At 42.5% G+C, this 16,121-nt stretch carries 12 protein-coding genes, 3 tRNA genes, 1 rRNA gene and 3 pseudogenes; 10 read left to right on the top strand and 9 right to left on the bottom strand.

Annotated features, from left to right (window positions below; all coding sequences use genetic code 11):
- From ACNAV8_RS11430 to ACNAV8_RS11420, 3 pseudogenes are all read right to left on the bottom strand, one after another.
- Positions 1–130 (bottom strand): annotated as a pseudogene (locus ACNAV8_RS11430) (hypothetical protein); the annotation flags it as partial.
- A 1-nt stretch (position 131) separates the two neighbouring features.
- Positions 132–256, bottom strand: a pseudogene (locus ACNAV8_RS11425) (hypothetical protein); the annotation flags it as partial.
- A 1-nt stretch (position 257) separates the two neighbouring features.
- Positions 258–838, bottom strand: a pseudogene (locus ACNAV8_RS11420) (oligopeptidase A); the annotation flags it as partial.
- 133 nt (positions 839–971) lie between these two features.
- Between ACNAV8_RS11420 and ACNAV8_RS11415 the strand changes: the two are divergent.
- Both ACNAV8_RS11415 and ACNAV8_RS11410 read left to right on the top strand, forming a co-directional pair.
- A complete protein-coding gene (locus tag ACNAV8_RS11415; RefSeq protein ID WP_103855603.1) occupies positions 972–1,334 on the top strand; it encodes a YbaN family protein in 363 nt (120 codons plus the stop codon).
- A gap of 81 nt (positions 1,335–1,415) precedes the next feature.
- The gene (locus ACNAV8_RS11410; protein WP_415777741.1) at positions 1,416–2,951 is read left to right on the top strand and encodes a peptide ABC transporter substrate-binding protein; all 1,536 of its coding nucleotides are present in this window, start codon (positions 1,416–1,418) and stop codon (positions 2,949–2,951) included.
- Between the two features lie 32 nt (positions 2,952–2,983).
- Here ACNAV8_RS11410 and ACNAV8_RS11405 read toward each other — a convergent pair whose 3' ends face one another.
- From ACNAV8_RS11405 to erpA, 4 genes are read right to left on the bottom strand one after another with little or no spacing between them, the layout of a single operon-like run.
- On the bottom strand, positions 2,984–3,745 hold the full coding sequence (locus ACNAV8_RS11405; protein WP_103855602.1) for a PIN domain-containing protein: 762 nt from the start codon (positions 3,743–3,745) through the stop codon (positions 2,984–2,986).
- Positions 3,746–3,775: 30 nt separating this feature from the next.
- Positions 3,776–6,136: a penicillin-binding protein 1B gene (gene mrcB, locus ACNAV8_RS11400; RefSeq protein WP_103855601.1), complete on the bottom strand. Its 2,361-nt coding sequence runs from the start codon at positions 6,134–6,136 to the stop codon at positions 3,776–3,778.
- A gap of 33 nt (positions 6,137–6,169) precedes the next feature.
- On the bottom strand, positions 6,170–6,529 hold the full coding sequence (locus ACNAV8_RS11395; protein ID WP_103855600.1) for a YacL family protein: 360 nt from the start codon (positions 6,527–6,529) through the stop codon (positions 6,170–6,172).
- Positions 6,530–6,542: 13 nt separating this feature from the next.
- Positions 6,543–6,884, bottom strand: a complete 342-nt coding sequence (gene erpA, locus ACNAV8_RS11390) for an iron-sulfur cluster insertion protein ErpA (RefSeq protein ID WP_103855605.1) — start codon at positions 6,882–6,884, stop codon at positions 6,543–6,545.
- 138 nt (positions 6,885–7,022) lie between these two features.
- Here erpA and map point away from each other — a divergent pair, with 138 nt between their 5' ends.
- Positions 7,023–7,826, top strand: a complete 804-nt coding sequence (gene map, locus ACNAV8_RS11385) for a type I methionyl aminopeptidase (protein ID WP_103855599.1) — start codon at positions 7,023–7,025, stop codon at positions 7,824–7,826.
- A gap of 260 nt (positions 7,827–8,086) precedes the next feature.
- A complete protein-coding gene (gene glnD / locus ACNAV8_RS11380; RefSeq protein WP_103855598.1) occupies positions 8,087–10,684 on the top strand; it encodes a bifunctional uridylyltransferase/uridylyl-removing protein GlnD in 2,598 nt (865 codons plus the stop codon).
- A gap of 52 nt (positions 10,685–10,736) precedes the next feature.
- Here glnD and ACNAV8_RS11375 read toward each other — a convergent pair whose 3' ends face one another.
- Both ACNAV8_RS11375 and hemL read right to left on the bottom strand, forming a co-directional pair.
- On the bottom strand, positions 10,737–11,597 hold the full coding sequence (locus ACNAV8_RS11375) for a DMT family transporter (RefSeq protein ID WP_103855597.1): 861 nt from the start codon (positions 11,595–11,597) through the stop codon (positions 10,737–10,739).
- A 30-nt stretch (positions 11,598–11,627) separates the two neighbouring features.
- Positions 11,628–12,917 carry a glutamate-1-semialdehyde 2,1-aminomutase gene (hemL, locus tag ACNAV8_RS11370; RefSeq protein ID WP_415777740.1) on the bottom strand — a complete coding sequence of 430 codons (1,290 nt, stop codon included), beginning with the start codon at positions 12,915–12,917 and terminating at the stop codon, positions 11,628–11,630.
- Positions 12,918–13,054: 137 nt separating this feature from the next.
- On the opposite strand from hemL, the gene wecA reads away from it, so the two are divergent.
- The 6 genes from wecA to ACNAV8_RS11340 all read left to right on the top strand — a co-directional run.
- Positions 13,055–14,125, top strand: coding sequence for a UDP-N-acetylglucosamine--undecaprenyl-phosphate N-acetylglucosaminephosphotransferase (gene wecA / locus ACNAV8_RS11365; protein ID WP_181022040.1), 1,071 nt, complete (start codon positions 13,055–13,057; stop codon positions 14,123–14,125).
- A gap of 9 nt (positions 14,126–14,134) precedes the next feature.
- Entirely contained in the window at positions 14,135–14,950 is an 816-nt protein-coding gene (locus tag ACNAV8_RS11360; RefSeq protein ID WP_103855596.1) for a Wzz/FepE/Etk N-terminal domain-containing protein, read from the top strand.
- A gap of 171 nt (positions 14,951–15,121) precedes the next feature.
- Positions 15,122–15,198, top strand: a tRNA-Arg gene (locus ACNAV8_RS11355).
- A 22-nt stretch (positions 15,199–15,220) separates the two neighbouring features.
- Positions 15,221–15,296 (top strand) — tRNA-His (locus ACNAV8_RS11350).
- An 8-nt stretch (positions 15,297–15,304) separates the two neighbouring features.
- A tRNA-Pro gene (locus tag ACNAV8_RS11345) sits at positions 15,305–15,381 on the top strand.
- Positions 15,382–15,524: 143 nt separating this feature from the next.
- Positions 15,525–16,121, top strand: a 16S ribosomal RNA gene (locus ACNAV8_RS11340); the annotation flags it as partial.

Raw genomic sequence — 16,121 nt, 5'->3', positions numbered from 1 at the left:
GTTCGGTGTAATGCTCAAAATCAAGCAATTTCGCCAACTCAACGCGCAAAGTTAAGATCTCTTGCATAATGACGGAATTATCCCATTTCCCTGCATTCGGGCCTTGTTCTGAAGCACGAGTTACAAAAGCNCGATACATTTCTTCACGCAATTGACGGTTTTCACAATAGGTCATCACCGGCAAATAGCTTGGAAACTCAAGAGTGAAGCGATAACCTTCTAGCCCTTTGCTTTCTGCAGATTGTTTTGCCGCTTGNAAAGCACTTTCTGGCAAGCCTGCCAATTCATTTTTATCCGTGATAACCTTATCCCAGCCCATTGTGGCATCTAGCACATTATTGCTAAATTGTGAGCTTAATTCAGATAAACGCGCCACGATTTCACCATAGCGTTTTTGTTTTTCGGCTGGCAAAGAAATGCCAGACAATTTGAAATCGCGCAATGCATTATCAATGGCTTTCTTCTGTGCCACGCTGTAGGTTTCATATTCTGGGCTATTTTTCAGCTGTAAATAGGCTTGGTATAAGCCTTCGTGTTGCCCTAGCCAAGTGCTATATTCAGAAAGCAACGGCAAGCAAGCTTGATAGGCTTCACGCAATTCAGGGCTATTTTTCACCGCATTTAAATGGCTTACAGGCGACCAAGCTTTGCTTAAGCGATCGCCACTTTCAGTAAGCGGTTCAATAAAATTCTGCCAAGTTAAGTGCGGTTGTTTTAAAACCTGTTCTACGGTATCTCGATTTTCTTGAATTAATTGACTAATTGCAGGTTGAATATGTTCAGGTTTAATTTGCGAAAACTGCGGTAAGAGAGTTTCGCCTAACAATGGACTTGACATAAAAGCTCCTTAAAGCTCCTTGCTTTTAAAAGAAAGTATTAATCTAATAAATGAGGCAAGATTTTATAATATCAAGGTTGAGAAATCTAAAAAAATATGGATAATTGAGAATAATTTTTATTTGGAAAGAAAAATGAAAGCTATTTACATCATTTTAGGATTTATTTCACTGGCCCTTGGCATTATTGGCGCATTTTTGCCCCTGCTGCCGACCACGCCTTTTTTATTGCTCACCGTGTTTTGCTTTGCGCAAGGCTCTGAACGTTTGCATAACTGGATCATTCAAACAGAGCTGTACAAAAAACATCTGCAATCTTTTAGCGAACAACGGGCTTTAACCTTAAAAACCAAAATCCGTATTCTTATTTTATCCACCACAATGCTGGCGATCGGCTTTTATTTCACGCCGACTATGTTTGGCAAAGCAGCGATTTTGCTTGGCTTGCTGATTCATTATTGGGTGTTCTTCTTTTGGATTAAAACCCTGAAAGAATAATGCACACGAAAGGAAAGAATAATTGGTAATCAAGGGGCGTTTTTGTATAATGCCCCTATTTTTACATCAGCCTTTAAGCCAATGTCATCATTTAAGTTTCCTACTATTTTGCCAAGTGCGGTGCTTTTTTGCGCAATTTTTTCCTTAACCAGTTGCGATCAGCCAAAGCAGGTTGCGATCCCTAATTCCGCACCAACACAAACGCCTACCACTGAGCCTGAAGTGCGTATTCCCCACTTAGTACGTGGCGTTTATGGGGATTTAGTGATTTCTCCAGAAAAACTGCAAAACGATGAACAAGCGAATTTTTTGCGTGATACTTTAGAAGGCTTGGTAATTTACGATCCGCACGGTAACGTGATCCCAGCCGTCGCGCAGAGCTGGCAAACGAAAGATAACAAAGTTTGGACATTCACTTTGCGCGAATCGGCAAAATGGTCTAACGGCTTGCCGGTTACCGCAGAGGATTTTGTGCAAAGCTGGCAAAAACTGATTGCATCACAAAGCCAATTAAAACGTTATTTGGTCTATATGGGGCTACGTAATGCTGAGGCAATTCTCCAAGGTGAAAGCCCCCCTTCTCAATTAGGTGTAACGGCACTTTCAGCACATCAGTTAGAGATCCAACTTGAAAAGCCGACCCCCTATTTGCCAGCGATGCTTGCTCACCCCGCACTGTTACCTCAATACCTTGCTCCTCATCAAGGCTTTGTTAGCAACGGTGCTTATTATGTGAAAGATCAGCAAGGCGATGAAATTCATCTGGCGCAAAATCCTTACTATTGGCAAGCTGAGAATGTAGGATTTTCCTTGGTTGATTATAAAAAACTCACGCCAAATCAAGACCTAACGGGCATTGATATTGTTGCCAATCCCAAACAAAGCAATGTGCAAGTCACCTATTTGCCAAAACTTTGTACTTATTACTATGAATTTAATTTTAACGATCCAAGGCTAGCCAAAAGTGCGGTGCGAAAATCCTTAGTTTTTCTCGCTTCTGCACGAAATTTAGTGCGTGGAGAACAGCAGGCACGTCTTGCGAGCAATCATTTTCTGCCCCAATCAATGCAAGGCGAACCTGAAAATGCGTGGTCGCCCGTGCTAGTGGAACAGCTTTTACAGCAAAATGGTATCACCGAAAAATCCCCACTGGTGCTGCGTTTAACCTTTGATCAAGAAGGCTTTAATCACACCATTGGACAACGTTTAGTGCAAATGTGGTCGCAATCAGATCTCATTCATATTCAGGCTGATCCCGTGCCTTGGCAAACCTTGTTGGAAAAACGCGCCAAAGGGGATTTCCAAATTATTCGCTCTGGCTGGTGCGCCGATTATAACGATCCTTCTGCATTTTTGATGAGTTTTTATTCCAAAAGCCCAGACAATAAATCTGCTTATCACAATGAAAAAGTAGATGCGCTGCTAGAGCAAAGTTTGCAACCTATTGCTACGCAAAAACGCACCGCACTTTATCAACAAGTTAGCCAATTATTGCAGCAAGATAATGTAGTTTTGCCCGTTTTTCAGTACACAATCCCAATTTATCTTAGCCCCAACTTACAAGGCATTGATAAACAAAATTCGAGCAATGTGATTTATAGTAAGGATTTGAGATAAATAGCCCCAATAATTTTTATGAGGTTTTAAAATTATTTTGAAAAAATAATTTGTCTAATTTCACTAATTTGTGACGCATTTAAACCATCCCCCCTAAAAAAGCTCTTGAGCCAATTTGTTTGTGTTTCTAACTTATTAGGGTGATGCCTTTTTTCGAAGCTATTTAATTTTGCTTTGGCACGATCAACATAGCTTTTTAATTTTGTTGATTGAGCAGGAGAGAAATCCACCATTTTTATTAGGGCTTTAACATCTTTTTCTGCCAGATTTTCTGCTTTTAATAAAGAATTTACCCAATTAAATTGACTTTGAGGTTTGCTTGGTAAACTTCTCGGAGAGATTTTGTTTATTCTATCAATTTGCTCCTGTATTTTTGAGGCAAATATAGTCATATTTTTAGTTTGACTATTATCTATTGAATGATGATTGGCTTGGGGAATATGATCTATGCTATCTAATCGCTCAGCTTGTTTTATCCGCTCTTTTGTAAGATAGTAATGAATAATAGAATCAAAGCCCTTATCTTTGGAAATAATATAAAGAACATCAAATTGAAATTCTGTGGTAATACGCGCCATTTCATCAACAATAATAAAATCTAACGCATTTTTTCCAGCTTTTGGGCATTCAATAATACGGCAATTTTGTCCGAACATCATCAAAGATTTAATCAGCATAACAGGCAATAATTTTTGGTTTTCACCAATACAAAGCACAATAAAATGATCATTCGGTGATAAATAGTCTAATGTTTTAGGTTGGACATTTTCATAGTCAATAAAGATTAGTTTCATTGCATTACCTTATAAAACCTAAGAATATTTTTAATTTGCAGGCATAGCCTCTTCCACTGGAGCGGGCTGAGCACCTAAAGTTGAGGGTTTTAACACATCCCATAGGCTTTGTCGTTTCGGTTCTGGTGCGGCTTCTCTTGATGCGGAGCAGAAAGATTGGTTACGCTCTGCCCACACTGGGATTTGCCTTGCGCTGCTGCAATCCCAACCGCCATAGCTATTAATGCCGACCCATTTAATGCCTGCTGGGGTTGATGGGCGTAAGGTTTTCGCTTGCGTGCGTTGCAGATAGTTTTTATACACCTGCAATGCGCCTGTTGCGCCTGTTAAACGGGTTTCGCCGTTATCATCACGCCCAAGCCAAACGGTGGCGACATTTTCACCGTCAATCCCCACAAACCAAGTATCACGCGCAGAGTTTGTCGTCCCAGTTTTACCCGCTAGACGTAAATGGGCAAATTGATTTTGCAAACTGCGTGCCGTGCCGCGTTCTACCGTTTGCTGCATTGCAAAAAGGGTTTCATAAGCGGCTTGTGCTGGCACAACTTGTTCTGGTTGCATTGGGCGCTGATAAATAAGTTCCCCTTGCTGATTAGTAATGCTATCAATGGTAGCAAGAGGAATATTTGCCCCTTGGTTTGCAATGGTTTGGAACAATTTCGTTACTTCATAAGGAGAGATCGAGTAAGATCCTAGCAACATTGCTGGCACTTTTGGAATTTTCACTTTATCCCAGCCCATCGCTTTTTGGGTTTCAATCACTTTGCTTAAGCCTACTTTCATTCCAATATTCACCGTTGGAATGTTTAATGAGCGAGCAAGTGCGTCCATTAACATCACCGAGCCACTATAACGGCGATCATAGTTACGTGGTTGCCAAGGAGGGCTGCCTTTAGTGCGAATGGTAATCGGCTGATTTTGAATTGGTGTGTTTAAACGAAATTCGCTCGGTTCAGTAAGTGCGGTCAAATAAATTGAAGGTTTTACTAATGATCCAATTTGTCGTCTAGCATTTAATGCGCGGTTAAAGCCCGCATAGTTGGTTTGCAGGCCACCCACAATGGCTTTGATTTCACCATTGCGATAATCTGCCACGATCATTGCTGATTCTAAATAAGGATTTTTATATTTTAACTGTAATTCAGAAACCGCATTAATCACCGCTTGTTCTGCATAGTGCTGCTGTTTAATATCCAAAGTAGAAAAAATACGTGTGCCAGATAAACTGCTCGCCCGATTTTCACCTAATTGTTGGCGAAGTTCTGCCTGTAAAGTTTGAATAAAAGCAGGATATTTACGGTTAATTTGCCCACGCTTTTGCACGCCAAGAGGACGTTTACTTAACATATCGTAAAGTTCTTGCCCAATCACTTTGTGTTCAAGCAATAAACGCAACACCACATTACGGCGTTCAAGGGCGTTTTCAGGATTACGCCAAGGATTATACAGCGAAGGGCCTTTTACCATTCCCACCAATAAGGCGATTTGATCCAAATTGATCTCACGAATTGAGCGACCAAAATAAAAATGGCTCGCTAATTCAAAACCGTGAATTTGCGTGTTGCCGTTTTGCCCGAGATAAATTTCGTTGAGATAGGTTTCTAAAATGCGGTTTTTATCATAACGCCAATCTAAAATCAGCGCCATTAAGGCTTCGTTGATTTTTCTTGTAAAGGTGCGCTCGTTAGAAAGGAAAAGATTTTTAACCAACTGCTGCGTTAAAGTACTTCCGCCCTGCACACGATGGCCAGCTTGAAAGTTTGCCACCATTGCCCTTGCAATGCCTAAAGGGCTTATGCCTTCGTGTTCGTAAAAACGGCGATCTTCGGTTAAAAGTAAGGTATCAATCAATAATCTTGGGTAATTTTGCAAAGAAAGGGTTAAGCGCTCTTCTTTTTCTGATTGCAACATTGCGATTAATTTCGGCGCAAGCGGAAACGCATCAATGGCTTTCACGTTCACCAAATCTTCGATTACCGCTAATTTATTGTCTTTAAAACGTAAGCGAAAAACACGCTGTGCTTCAGGTTGAACAGGAAATGGAAAAGCGCCACGCAACAAAACAATTGTGTTGTCTTCAATTTTGAAATCCCCTGGTGCAGCCACCATTGTGGTTTGGCGATAATCATTTTCGAGCAGGCGTTGCTTCACTTGTTCAAGGCTAAGCTCATCACTTAAACGAATGGATTCAATACGGCTATACACTTCCGCTGGCAGCTGCCAGATTTGGCCATCCATTTTGGAACGAATTTGTCCGTCTAAATAAATGCCGTAAAAAATGATGTAACACACCACGACAAACGCAACTTTTAGCAAAAAATTACGCAAACGCTTTCTTCGAGAGGGCTTGCTCGTTTTATTTGTTTCTGGCGTTGAGTTGCTTTCTGACATTGCTCTGTTATACCTAGTTATCTGCCCCGAACCTTAGCGGTTAAAGGATAAATAAGATTGTAAAAATTGCTCAAAATCTTCCAAACCACAAAACGCTAAACTTTCTTCATCATAATAATGGAAATCTTGCTCAAGTTCTTGCTGTTCATCAATAGAAAGATTATTCGCGCGCACCATCACTTCATCTGCACTAATAAATACACTGTATTCTGCGCCGAGCAATTTGAAATCCTGCATTGGCGCTTGGCGTGCTTGATTGATAAGAGAAAGTGCGGTAGAAATTAACTGAAAATTTGACCGCACTTCTGTATTAAGCCAATTTGCCACGGCTTCGTGTCCCATTGAACATTTGGCTGAAATCTGTCCGCCTTGGGCAAAAAATTGATAATCCATTTTGCGAATTGGGTTAAATGCTGAAAGATGAACCGCAACCGCAAGTGGTTGTGGCGTTAGGGTTATTTACCACAAAACGCGAGCCTTCCAGCCCTTCGGTGTAATCCACCGTGCCACCAATTAAATACTGCAAACTCATTGGGTCAATCACTAACTGCACGCCGGAATTTTCAATGGTGAGATCGCCATCGTTTACTTTTTCATCAAAGGTAAAGCCATATTGGAAACCGCTACAACCACCACCTGTGATATAAACGCGTAATTTAAGCTCGCTATTTTCTTCTTCGCTGATCAAGGCTTTTACTTTATTAGCAGCCGCATCGGTAAAGGTTAAAGGGATTGCCATATCTGTCATCATTTATCTCGCTTCTATCCTTGTAAATTGTAAGTTGGGTATTATCTAATAACCAAGTAAACCATTCAAGAATTTATCAAGGATTTTTCCACGTAAAGGTGGTAAAATATCGCACAAAATTTTTGTCAAGGAGAAGTTATGGCAATTCCAATTAGAACAGAACAAGAAATCGAAAAACTGCGGGAGGCCTGCAAATTGGCTTCAGACGTGTTAGTAATGATTGAACCCTATGTGAAAGCAGGCGTTACTACAGGGGAATTAGATCGCATTTGCCACGAGTATATGGTGGAACAACAAAAAGTGATCCCCGCTTGCTTAGGCTATCACGGCTTCCCAAAAGCCACTTGTATTTCCATTAACGAAGTGGTGTGCCACGGCATTCCAAGTGAAGGAAAACAGCTAAAAAACGGTGATATTGTGAACATTGATGTTACCGTGATCAAAGATGGCTACTACGGCGATAATTCCAAAATGTTTATCGTTGGCGAACCAAGTATTCGCAGCAAAAAATTAGTGGACGCCACCCAAGAAGCCCTATACATCGGTTTACGCACGGTCAAACCGGGGATTCGCTTAAGAGAAATCGGCAAAGCAATCCAAAAATATGCAGAATCGCAAGGTTTTAGCGTGGTGCGTGAATATTGCGGACACGGCATCGGCACAGAATTTCACAACGATCCACAAGTGCTACATTATGACGGTGATGACGGCGGTGTGATCCTGAAAGAAGGAATGGTGTTCACCATTGAACCGATGATCAACGCGGGCAAACGTGAAGTACGCCTAATGGGCGATGGTTGGACGGTAAAAACCAAAGATCGCAGCCATTCCGCACAATTTGAGCATCAAATTGTGGTTACCGCCGATGGCTGTGAAGTCATGACTATCCGCGAGGAAGAAGAAAAAGCTGGACGCATTCAGCGTTTTATGGTGAATGTGTAATTTCCCCTACAATGTTATTGAATTATTAATGCAATGTAGGGACAGACCTGTGTGTCTGTCCGAATAAAATGTTCTGAACAGCAAGCAACAAAATAGAATGGGCGAACACACAGGTTCGCTGATAAATCTCCCCTAACCCCTCTTTGTCAAAGAGGGGAATTTCTGAGCGGAGATAACTCAAAGTGCGGTAAAAAATTATCAAATTTTCCACCGCACTTTATCTATAACAAACCTGAATAGCCCCAAAGGAACAAGTCCAAATGTTTACCTACTCGCCTACAATCCCACTCAGTATTCAATCCGTCAAACAACAAAAAGATCAGCTAAAAAACCTCGAGCTTGCTGAGTTCCAGCAATCTTCCGTCTATCAATTACTGGAAAATCGTACAAAATTTTATGACGATTTATTGCGACGCCTTTGGGCGCATTTTCAACTGGATCAACAGCAGGATCTTAGCCTGATTGCGGTGGGTGGTTATGGGCGTGGGGAAATGTTTCCCTTGTCTGACTTGGATTTTTTGATTTTGACGAAATCGCAGCCTAGCGAAGACATTCAACAACAAATCCGTGAGTTTGTGCAATTTTTATGGGATTGTGGTTTTGAAGTGGGACATTCCGTTCGCACCTTGGCAGAATGCGAACAAGCTGGGCGAGAAGAGATCTCTATCGCCACCAATTTGCTTGAAAGCCGTTATTTATGCGGTAATGAAAAATTATTTGAAAAACTCACCGCACTTTTAATCCAACCTGATTTTTGGCGTTTGGCGGATTTTTATCAAGCCAAAATCGCCGAAAAAAATGCGCGCTATCAACGCTACCACAATACCAGTTATAACCTTGAACCTGACATAAAATACAGTCCCGGCGGTTTGCGCGATCTGCATTTGTTGTATTGGCTTGCCTTGCGCCACACGGGGGCAAAAAATTTGCAAGATATTTTGCAAACTGGCTTTATTTACCCAGAGGAATATGATTTATTGCAAGAAAAACAGCAATTTCTGTTTAAAGTGCGGTTCGCTTTACATTTAATTTTAAAGCGTTACGACAACCGATTACTCTTTGATCGCCAAGTGAAAGTGAGCGAATTGCTCGGCTATCAAGGGGAGGGCAATCAAGCAGTGGAAAAAATGATGAAAGCCTTTTTCCAAGCCTTACAAACCATTGCCACGCTCACTCACATTTTAACCAAGCATTATCGTGAACATTTTATCGATAAGCCAAGCCAGCAAACTTGTTTTCCGCTGGATCGCCATTTTTACCTTGCCAATAACGCTATTTGCTTAACGCAGAAAGACTGTTTTCAGCAACAGCCTGACAGTATGCTCGATTTGTTTTTCTATCTTACGCAATATCCAACGGCGGAAATTCATTCCAGCACGTTACGCCAATTAATTCGCACGATCGAAACATTTCACGGCTATTTAAGCGAAAATGTGCAAGGTAGAGCAAAATTTTTACGCTTATTTGAACAGCCTCATTGCGTACAACGGGCTTTTTTGCCAATGCACCAATACGGCGTGTTACGCATCTATTTACCGCAGTGGCAGCACATTGAGGGGCTGATGCAATTTGATTTATTCCATAGCTATACTGTTGATGAACATAGCCTGCGTGTAATGCAAAAATTAGAAAGTTTTACTCAGCCAGAAAGTCAAACCGCGCACCCGATTTGTTATGCCATTTTTGCCCGATTATCACAGCGCACTTTGCTTTATCTCGCTGGATTATTCCACGATATTGCCAAAGGTCGTGGTGGTGATCACGCTGAACTTGGCGCGCAAGATATGGCGGATTTTGCTCGGCTACACGGCTTTTCGAGCCAAGAGAGTGAATTAATGCAATGGCTTGTGGCGCAGCATTTATTGATGTCCGTTACGGCACAACGGCGCGATATTGACGATCCCAATATCGTCCTTGCCTTTGCCGAAGAAGTGAAAACCCAACAACGCCTTGATTTGCTTACTTGTTTAACCGTGGCAGATATTTGTGCCACCAACGAAACCCTTTGGAATAGCTGGAAACGCTCTTTATTAACAAGGCTTTATCAATCCACCACGGCGCAATTTAATTTAGGAATGGCTAGCTTGTTAGATAATCAAGATAAAATTGCACAGCATAAAAATCAGGCTTTGGCTTTATTACAAAAAAACCAGCCCGATCTTGCGCAAGACGCCATTGAACAATTATGGCAGACTTTCCCACCAGATTGTTTTTTACGCAATAATCCACAGCAAATTTGCTGGCACACTAGACTAATCGCAGAAAGCCGCAAGCAAAGTGCGGAGCAAAATGTGGTAAAAATTAGTAATCGTTTTTCCTCAGGTGGCACGGAAGTGTTTATTCATTGTGAAGATCAAGCCAACTTGTTCCATAAAGTGGTGAGTACCATTGGTGCGAAATGTTTCAGCATTCACGATGCGCAAATTCTCACGGCGGAAGACGGCAAGGTGTTCGATAGTTTTATTGTAACCGAATTAGATGGCTCCCTTGCCAAATTTGATCGCCGCCGTGAGCTAGAACACGCTCTGCAAAAAGCCTTGAGCACAAACAAAATCGCCAAAGTCAGCACGATGAAAAATCATCAACTTAAGCCATTTCGGGTAAAAACCGAAGTGCGATTCTTGCATTTGGCCAAAACCACGCACACAGAAATGGAGCTATTCGCCTTGGATAAAGCTGGGCTTTTGGCAGAAATCAGCCAAATTTTCACCGCACTTCAGCTTAACATTCAAAATGCCAAAATCACCACCATTGGCGAAAAAGCGGAAGATTTCTTTATTTTAACTAATCGTGAAGGCAAGGCGCTGTCGGAACAAGAAAGGGAAGTGTTAGAACAGCAGATTTTAGCATCTATATAATAAAACACCGCTTTTTGAAAGAGCGGTGCTTTTTTGCTGATTTTTTCGCTTGTTATTTACGCAAATTTTCTAAAGCTACGGCGGTGATGATGATTGCGCCGCCGAGTAGCATTGTGAGTGTTGGGACTTCATTGAGCCACAGCCAAGCGATTAAAATGGCGTAAACGGGTTCAAGGGAAATAATCATTGCGGCGGTTCTAGCGCTGAGTACATCAAGGCTGGAAACAAACAGGGTGTACGCAAGGCTGGTACAGAGCAAGCCAATGCAGGCGATCCAAAACCAATCTTGCAATGATACGCTCGGTAATTCGTTGGCATAGAACGGTAAAAGCACGATAACGCCCACCAAATATTGCCACCAGCTCGCTTGACTGCCTGAAAGTATGCCGCGATTTTTGCGATTTAGCACCGCAAGCAAGCCGTAAATGGCGCCGGAAAAAATGCCCCATAACAGGCCTTGTGTGGATTGGTTGCCAAATTCAAAAGCGGGCGTAACAAGGATTAAACCGAGCGTAATGGCGAGTAATAAGAAAAACTCGCGCAATTTCAACCGCACTTTGAAAATCAGCATTTCAAACAAGCACACAAAGGCAGGGAAACTGGCAAAGCCCAGCGTTCCCACTGCCACACCGCCTACTTTCACCGCAATATAAAAGGTAACCCAATGGGCGGTAAGCAAACTCCCCAACACAAATTGTAACAAAATGCCTTGTGTGGAAAGTTTGGTTAAGGGCGTTTTCTTATACAGGAAGAACAGGGAAAGCGCTACCAGTGCGATAAAAACGCGCCCTAGTACCAACACGCCTGCACTGCTTTCAATAAGCACACCTAGCACGCCAGTTAAACCAAATAACACCGCGGTGCTATGCACTTTGAGCAAAGCCAGCTGATATTGCTTGTTTGCGTTTTCCATTTTTCCCCTTATGCGTCTTGCTATTTTTCGTTACGCCGTTTTCATTTCAGCGAAAGCCTTATCGGCGGCTTGTAAGGTGCGTTCAATATCTTCATCGCTATGCGCTAAAGACATAAATCCCGCCTCATAAGCAGATGGCGCAAGATACACACCTTGTTCAAGCATTTTATGGAAAAACTGTTTGAATTTTTCCGCATCACATTTCATCACTTGCTGATAAGTGCTGACTTCAGGCTGATCGGTGAAGAAAATACCAAACATTCCACCCACATAATTCACCACAAATGGAATGCCGTGTTTGTCAGCAAGCGCTTTTAAGCCAAGGGCTAATTTTTCTGTTTGCTCAGCCAGACGCTGTTCATTGCCAGCTTTTTTCAGCTCGGTTAAACAAGCCAGCCCTGCCGCCATTGCGATTGGATTGCCTGAAAGCGTTCCTGCCTGATAAACAGGGCCAGTTGGCGCGATATATTGCATAATTTCTTTTTTACCGCCAAATGCGCCCACTGGCATTCCGCCACCGATCACTTTACCAAGGGTGGTTAAATCAGGGGTTACGCCATAATATTGCTGCGCACCGCCTAATGCCACGCGAAAGCCTGTCATCACTTCGTCAATAATTAACAATGCGCCATATTGATCACAAAGTTCACGCAGTTGTTGTAAAAAGCCGGCTTTTGGTGGAATACAATTCATATTGCCTGCCACTGGCTCAATGATCACACAAGCAATGTCATCAGGATATTGCCCAAAGGCTTGCTTAACAGAATCAATATTGTTGTATTCGCAAGTTAAGGTGTGTTTAGCAAAATCTGCTGGCACACCGGGGGAGCTTGGTTGACCAAGGGTTAGCGCGCCAGATCCTGCTTTTACCAGTAAACTATCAGAATGGCCGTGATAGCAGCCTTCAAACTTGATGATTTTATCTCGTTTGGTATAACCACGCGCCAAACGAATGGCAGACATTGTGGCTTCTGTGCCTGAACTGACCATTCGCACCATTTCGATCGAAGGCACAAGCTGGCAAACCAACTCTGCCAAGTCAATTTCTAACGGCGTAGGCGCACCAAAGCTCAAGCCTTTTTCTGCGGTTTTTAACACCGCACCTAAAATGGCTGGATGATTGTGGCCTAAGATCATCGGCCCCCAAGATCCCACATAATCAATGTACTGCTTGCCGTCTGCATCAAAAATATAAGCGCCCTCAGCACGATCAATAAATACTGGCGTGCCGCCAACCCCATTAAACGCGCGAACAGGGGAATTCACCCCACCGGGGATCACTTTCTGCGCTTGGGAAAAGAAATTTTCTGAATGGTTCATCGTTTGTCCTTTATCTTGTTTAAGAGAGAAATTGAGTTATTGTACTGTAAAACTAAGTAAATTTATAAAAATATTTATGTACGCTTTTGCCTTTATGGTATGCTTTCGCCACTTATTTTTTACTGAAATTATTTATTATGTTGTTGAGTTTTCTGCTCACATTTCTCGGCGCACTGCTCTCTTTATTTGCAATGCGTCCGATTGCGCAAAAAATCGGTTTAGTGGATAAACCAAATTACCGCAAACGCCACAAAGGGGCAATCCCCCTGATTGGGGGCATTTCGCTATTTATCGGTAACTGCGTGTTCTATTTTTTAGAATGGGATCAAATGCGGCTGCCTGCACTCTATCTTTTCAGCATTTTTGTGCTGTTAGCCATTGGTATTTTAGACGATCGCTTTGACATCAGCCCCTTTATTCGCGCAGGAATCCAAGCTTTTCTCGCCATTTTAATGATCGATATGGGTAATATTTATCTCGATCATCTTGGACAAATTTTAGGCCCGTTCCAATTAACGCTCGGCTCAATCGGCTTGATGATCACGGTGTTCGCCACCATCGCTGTGATCAACGCGTTCAATATGATAGATGGCATAGACGGCTTACTCGGTGGCTTATCCAGCGTGGCTTTTGGTGCGATTGGCATCTTGCTAGTAATGGATAACCAAATGGATCTCGCCTATTGGAGTTTCGCCTTAATCATCGCTATTTTGCCTTATTTAATGCTCAATCTTGGTATTCCTTTTGGCACAAGATTTAAAGTGTTTATGGGCGATGCAGGCAGCACGCTGATCGGCTTTACCATTATTTGGATTTTGCTACTTAGCACGCAAGGCAAAGGTCACCCAATGAACCCAATCACCGCACTATGGATTATCGCCATTCCCGTGATTGATATGATCGCCATTATTTACCGCCGCTTACGCAAAGGCAAAAGCCCATTCCGCCCAGACAGGCTGCATATTCACCATTTAATGGTGCGCGCAGGGCTAAATTCACGCCAAGCCTTTTTATTAATCACCTTTATTGCCGCACTATGCGCAGGTTTTGGTATTTTAGGCGAAGTTTATTACATCAATGAATGGATAATGTTTGTCGGCTTTATTCTGTTATTTTTCATTTATGTTTTTTCTATCGCTAGAGCGTGGCGCATCACCCGCTGGGTAAGAAGAATAAAACGCCGCCATCGCCGTTTAGCACAACAATAGGAGAAAAGAATGCAATCACAAAATGCAGCAAAGAAATCTTTTATTATTATTATTTTAGTGACGATCATTTTTGCTTTAGCTGGGTATGGTGCAAGTTTCTTGCAAAAGCCGCAATGGAAAGCAGAAGCAAAGATCTATCAACCAACCACAAATCAATTAGGCAACTATTATGCCTTGGCGTCAATGTATCAATTTATCCAAGGCAAAAACGAACCTGAAACATTGTTAGTGAATAAAGTGTATGATGAATTTAAACGTCAGCTTTCTGCTTACGATAATATTCGTCAATTTTGGCTAGAAAGCTCTTACTATAAACAAAGAGAAACAGGGAATGTACAAAATGATGAGGCATTGCTTGAGCAGTTAGTAAAAACAGTAAAATTTTCCACCGCACTTAAAGGACAGGCTGAAACGCTTTCCATACAGTTAGACAATCCTAAGCAAGCCTTGGAAATGCTCAATGCATTTATAGCACAAAGCAATCTTGCTGCAAGAGAGGTAATTTATAATGAATTGATAGGGCAGTGGAAAAATTTATTTAATCAGGTAAATAGTGCTGCCCAATTAAAGTTAGGGGCAACCTTGCAGGGTAACGCACTTGGTACACAAGATTGGCAAGGAAAATTGAATATGATGAAATCAGTTAATCCCCTTGATAATAATCTGAGTGCTTACCGTTACCTTAAATCCCCAACCCAGCCACTCAACCCTGAACGTTCTGTGTTATATTGGGTGTTGTGTGCGGGAGGATTGGGGTTAGTTGTTGGAATGTTCCTAGCAAATACATTTACAAGAAAGACTAAAAAAGAAAGCGTGGAAGAATAGAAGAGCGGTTGGATTTTTAAGAGTTTTATAAAAGATAGACAAGTATTTTATGTTTTATAAACAAATTGAACAAAAAACTATCTTGCGATAAAAAAAATAAAAAAAAATACTAGACAAGCTATTTGGAAACTCTTAATATACGCCCCGCAACGACGCAGTGAGATATAAAACGCGTTCGTAGCTCAGTTGGATAGAGCGTTGGCCTCCGGAGCCAAAGGTCGCAAGTTCGAATCTTGTCGAGCGCGCCAGAGTCAATGCAATACAACAATGGTGGCTATAGCTCAGTTGGTAGAGCCCCGGATTGTGATTCCGGTTGTCGTGGGTTCAAGTCCCATTAGCCACCCCAATTTCTGTCGGCGAGTAGCGCAGCTTGGTAGCGCAACTGGTTTGGGACCAGTGGGTCGTAGGTTCAAATCCTATCTCGCCGACCACTTTTGCTCTTTGACAATCAATCAGACAATCTGTGTGGGCACTTGTTGATTCTGGAAGAAATTTAAAAGATTTAGAACAATTAGTGCTTAACTGAAATTCATAAAAAAATGAAGCTTTGTTAGTGTACGAATTGAGAAAGATTAAACTGAAGAGTTTGATCATGGCTCAGATTGAACGCTGGCGGCAGGCTTAACACATGCAAGTCGAACGGTAACGGGAAGAAAGCTTGCTTTCTTTGCTGACGAGTGGCGGACGGGTGAGTAATGCTTGGGAATCTGGCTTATGGAGGGGGATAACCATTGGAAACGATGGCTAATACCGCATAGTATCGGAAGATTAAAGGGTGGGACNTTTAGCCACCTGCCATAAGATGAGCCCAAGTGGGATTAGGTAGTTGGTNGGGTAAAGGCCTACCAAGCCTGCGATCTCTAGCTGGTCTGAGAGGATGGCCAGCCACACTGGGACTGAGACACGGCCCAGACTCCTACGGGAGGCAGCAGTGGGGAATATTGCGCAATGGGGGGAACCCTGACGCAGCCATGCCGCGTGAATGAAGAAGGCCTTCGGGTTGTAAAGTTCTTTCGGTGGTGAGGAAGGTTGGTGTGTTAATAGCACACTGATTTGACGTTAGCCACAGAAGAAGCACCGGCTAACTCCGTGCCAGCAGCCGCGGTAATACGGAGGGTGCGAGCGTTAATCGGAATAACTGGGCGTAAAGGGCACGCAGGCGGTGACTTAA

This window comes from Avibacterium endocarditidis, assembly GCF_965138825.1.
GTDB classification, from domain to species: Bacteria; Pseudomonadota; Gammaproteobacteria; order Enterobacterales; family Pasteurellaceae; genus Avibacterium; species Avibacterium endocarditidis.
The sequence above is the reverse complement of the archived record's forward strand: the minus strand, read 5'-3'. Positions and strand labels throughout refer to the sequence as shown.

Bases quoted from the DNA above. Each gene is read 5' to 3' on its own strand.
- ACNAV8_RS11415 (WP_103855603.1), top strand. From the start codon at position 972: ATGAAAGCTATTTACATCATTTTAGGATTTATTTCACTGGCCCTTGGC.
- ACNAV8_RS11410 (WP_415777741.1), top strand. From the start codon at position 1,416: ATGTCATCATTTAAGTTTCCTACTATTTTGCCAAGTGCGGTGCTTTTT.
- ACNAV8_RS11405 (WP_103855602.1), bottom strand. From the start codon at position 3,745: ATGAAACTAATCTTTATTGACTATGAAAATGTCCAACCTAAAACATTA.
- mrcB (WP_103855601.1), bottom strand. From the start codon at position 6,136: ATGTCAGAAAGCAACTCAACGCCAGAAACAAATAAAACGAGCAAGCCC.
- ACNAV8_RS11395 (WP_103855600.1), bottom strand. From the start codon at position 6,529: ATGGATTATCAATTTTTTGCCCAAGGCGGACAGATTTCAGCCAAATGT.
- erpA (WP_103855605.1), bottom strand. From the start codon at position 6,884: ATGACAGATATGGCAATCCCTTTAACCTTTACCGATGCGGCTGCTAAT.
- map (WP_103855599.1), top strand. From the start codon at position 7,023: ATGGCAATTCCAATTAGAACAGAACAAGAAATCGAAAAACTGCGGGAG.
- glnD (WP_103855598.1), top strand. From the start codon at position 8,087: ATGTTTACCTACTCGCCTACAATCCCACTCAGTATTCAATCCGTCAAA.
- ACNAV8_RS11375 (WP_103855597.1), bottom strand. From the start codon at position 11,597: ATGGAAAACGCAAACAAGCAATATCAGCTGGCTTTGCTCAAAGTGCAT.
- hemL (WP_415777740.1), bottom strand. From the start codon at position 12,917: ATGAACCATTCAGAAAATTTCTTTTCCCAAGCGCAGAAAGTGATCCCC.
- wecA (WP_181022040.1), top strand. From the start codon at position 13,055: ATGTTGTTGAGTTTTCTGCTCACATTTCTCGGCGCACTGCTCTCTTTA.
- ACNAV8_RS11360 (WP_103855596.1), top strand. From the start codon at position 14,135: ATGCAATCACAAAATGCAGCAAAGAAATCTTTTATTATTATTATTTTA.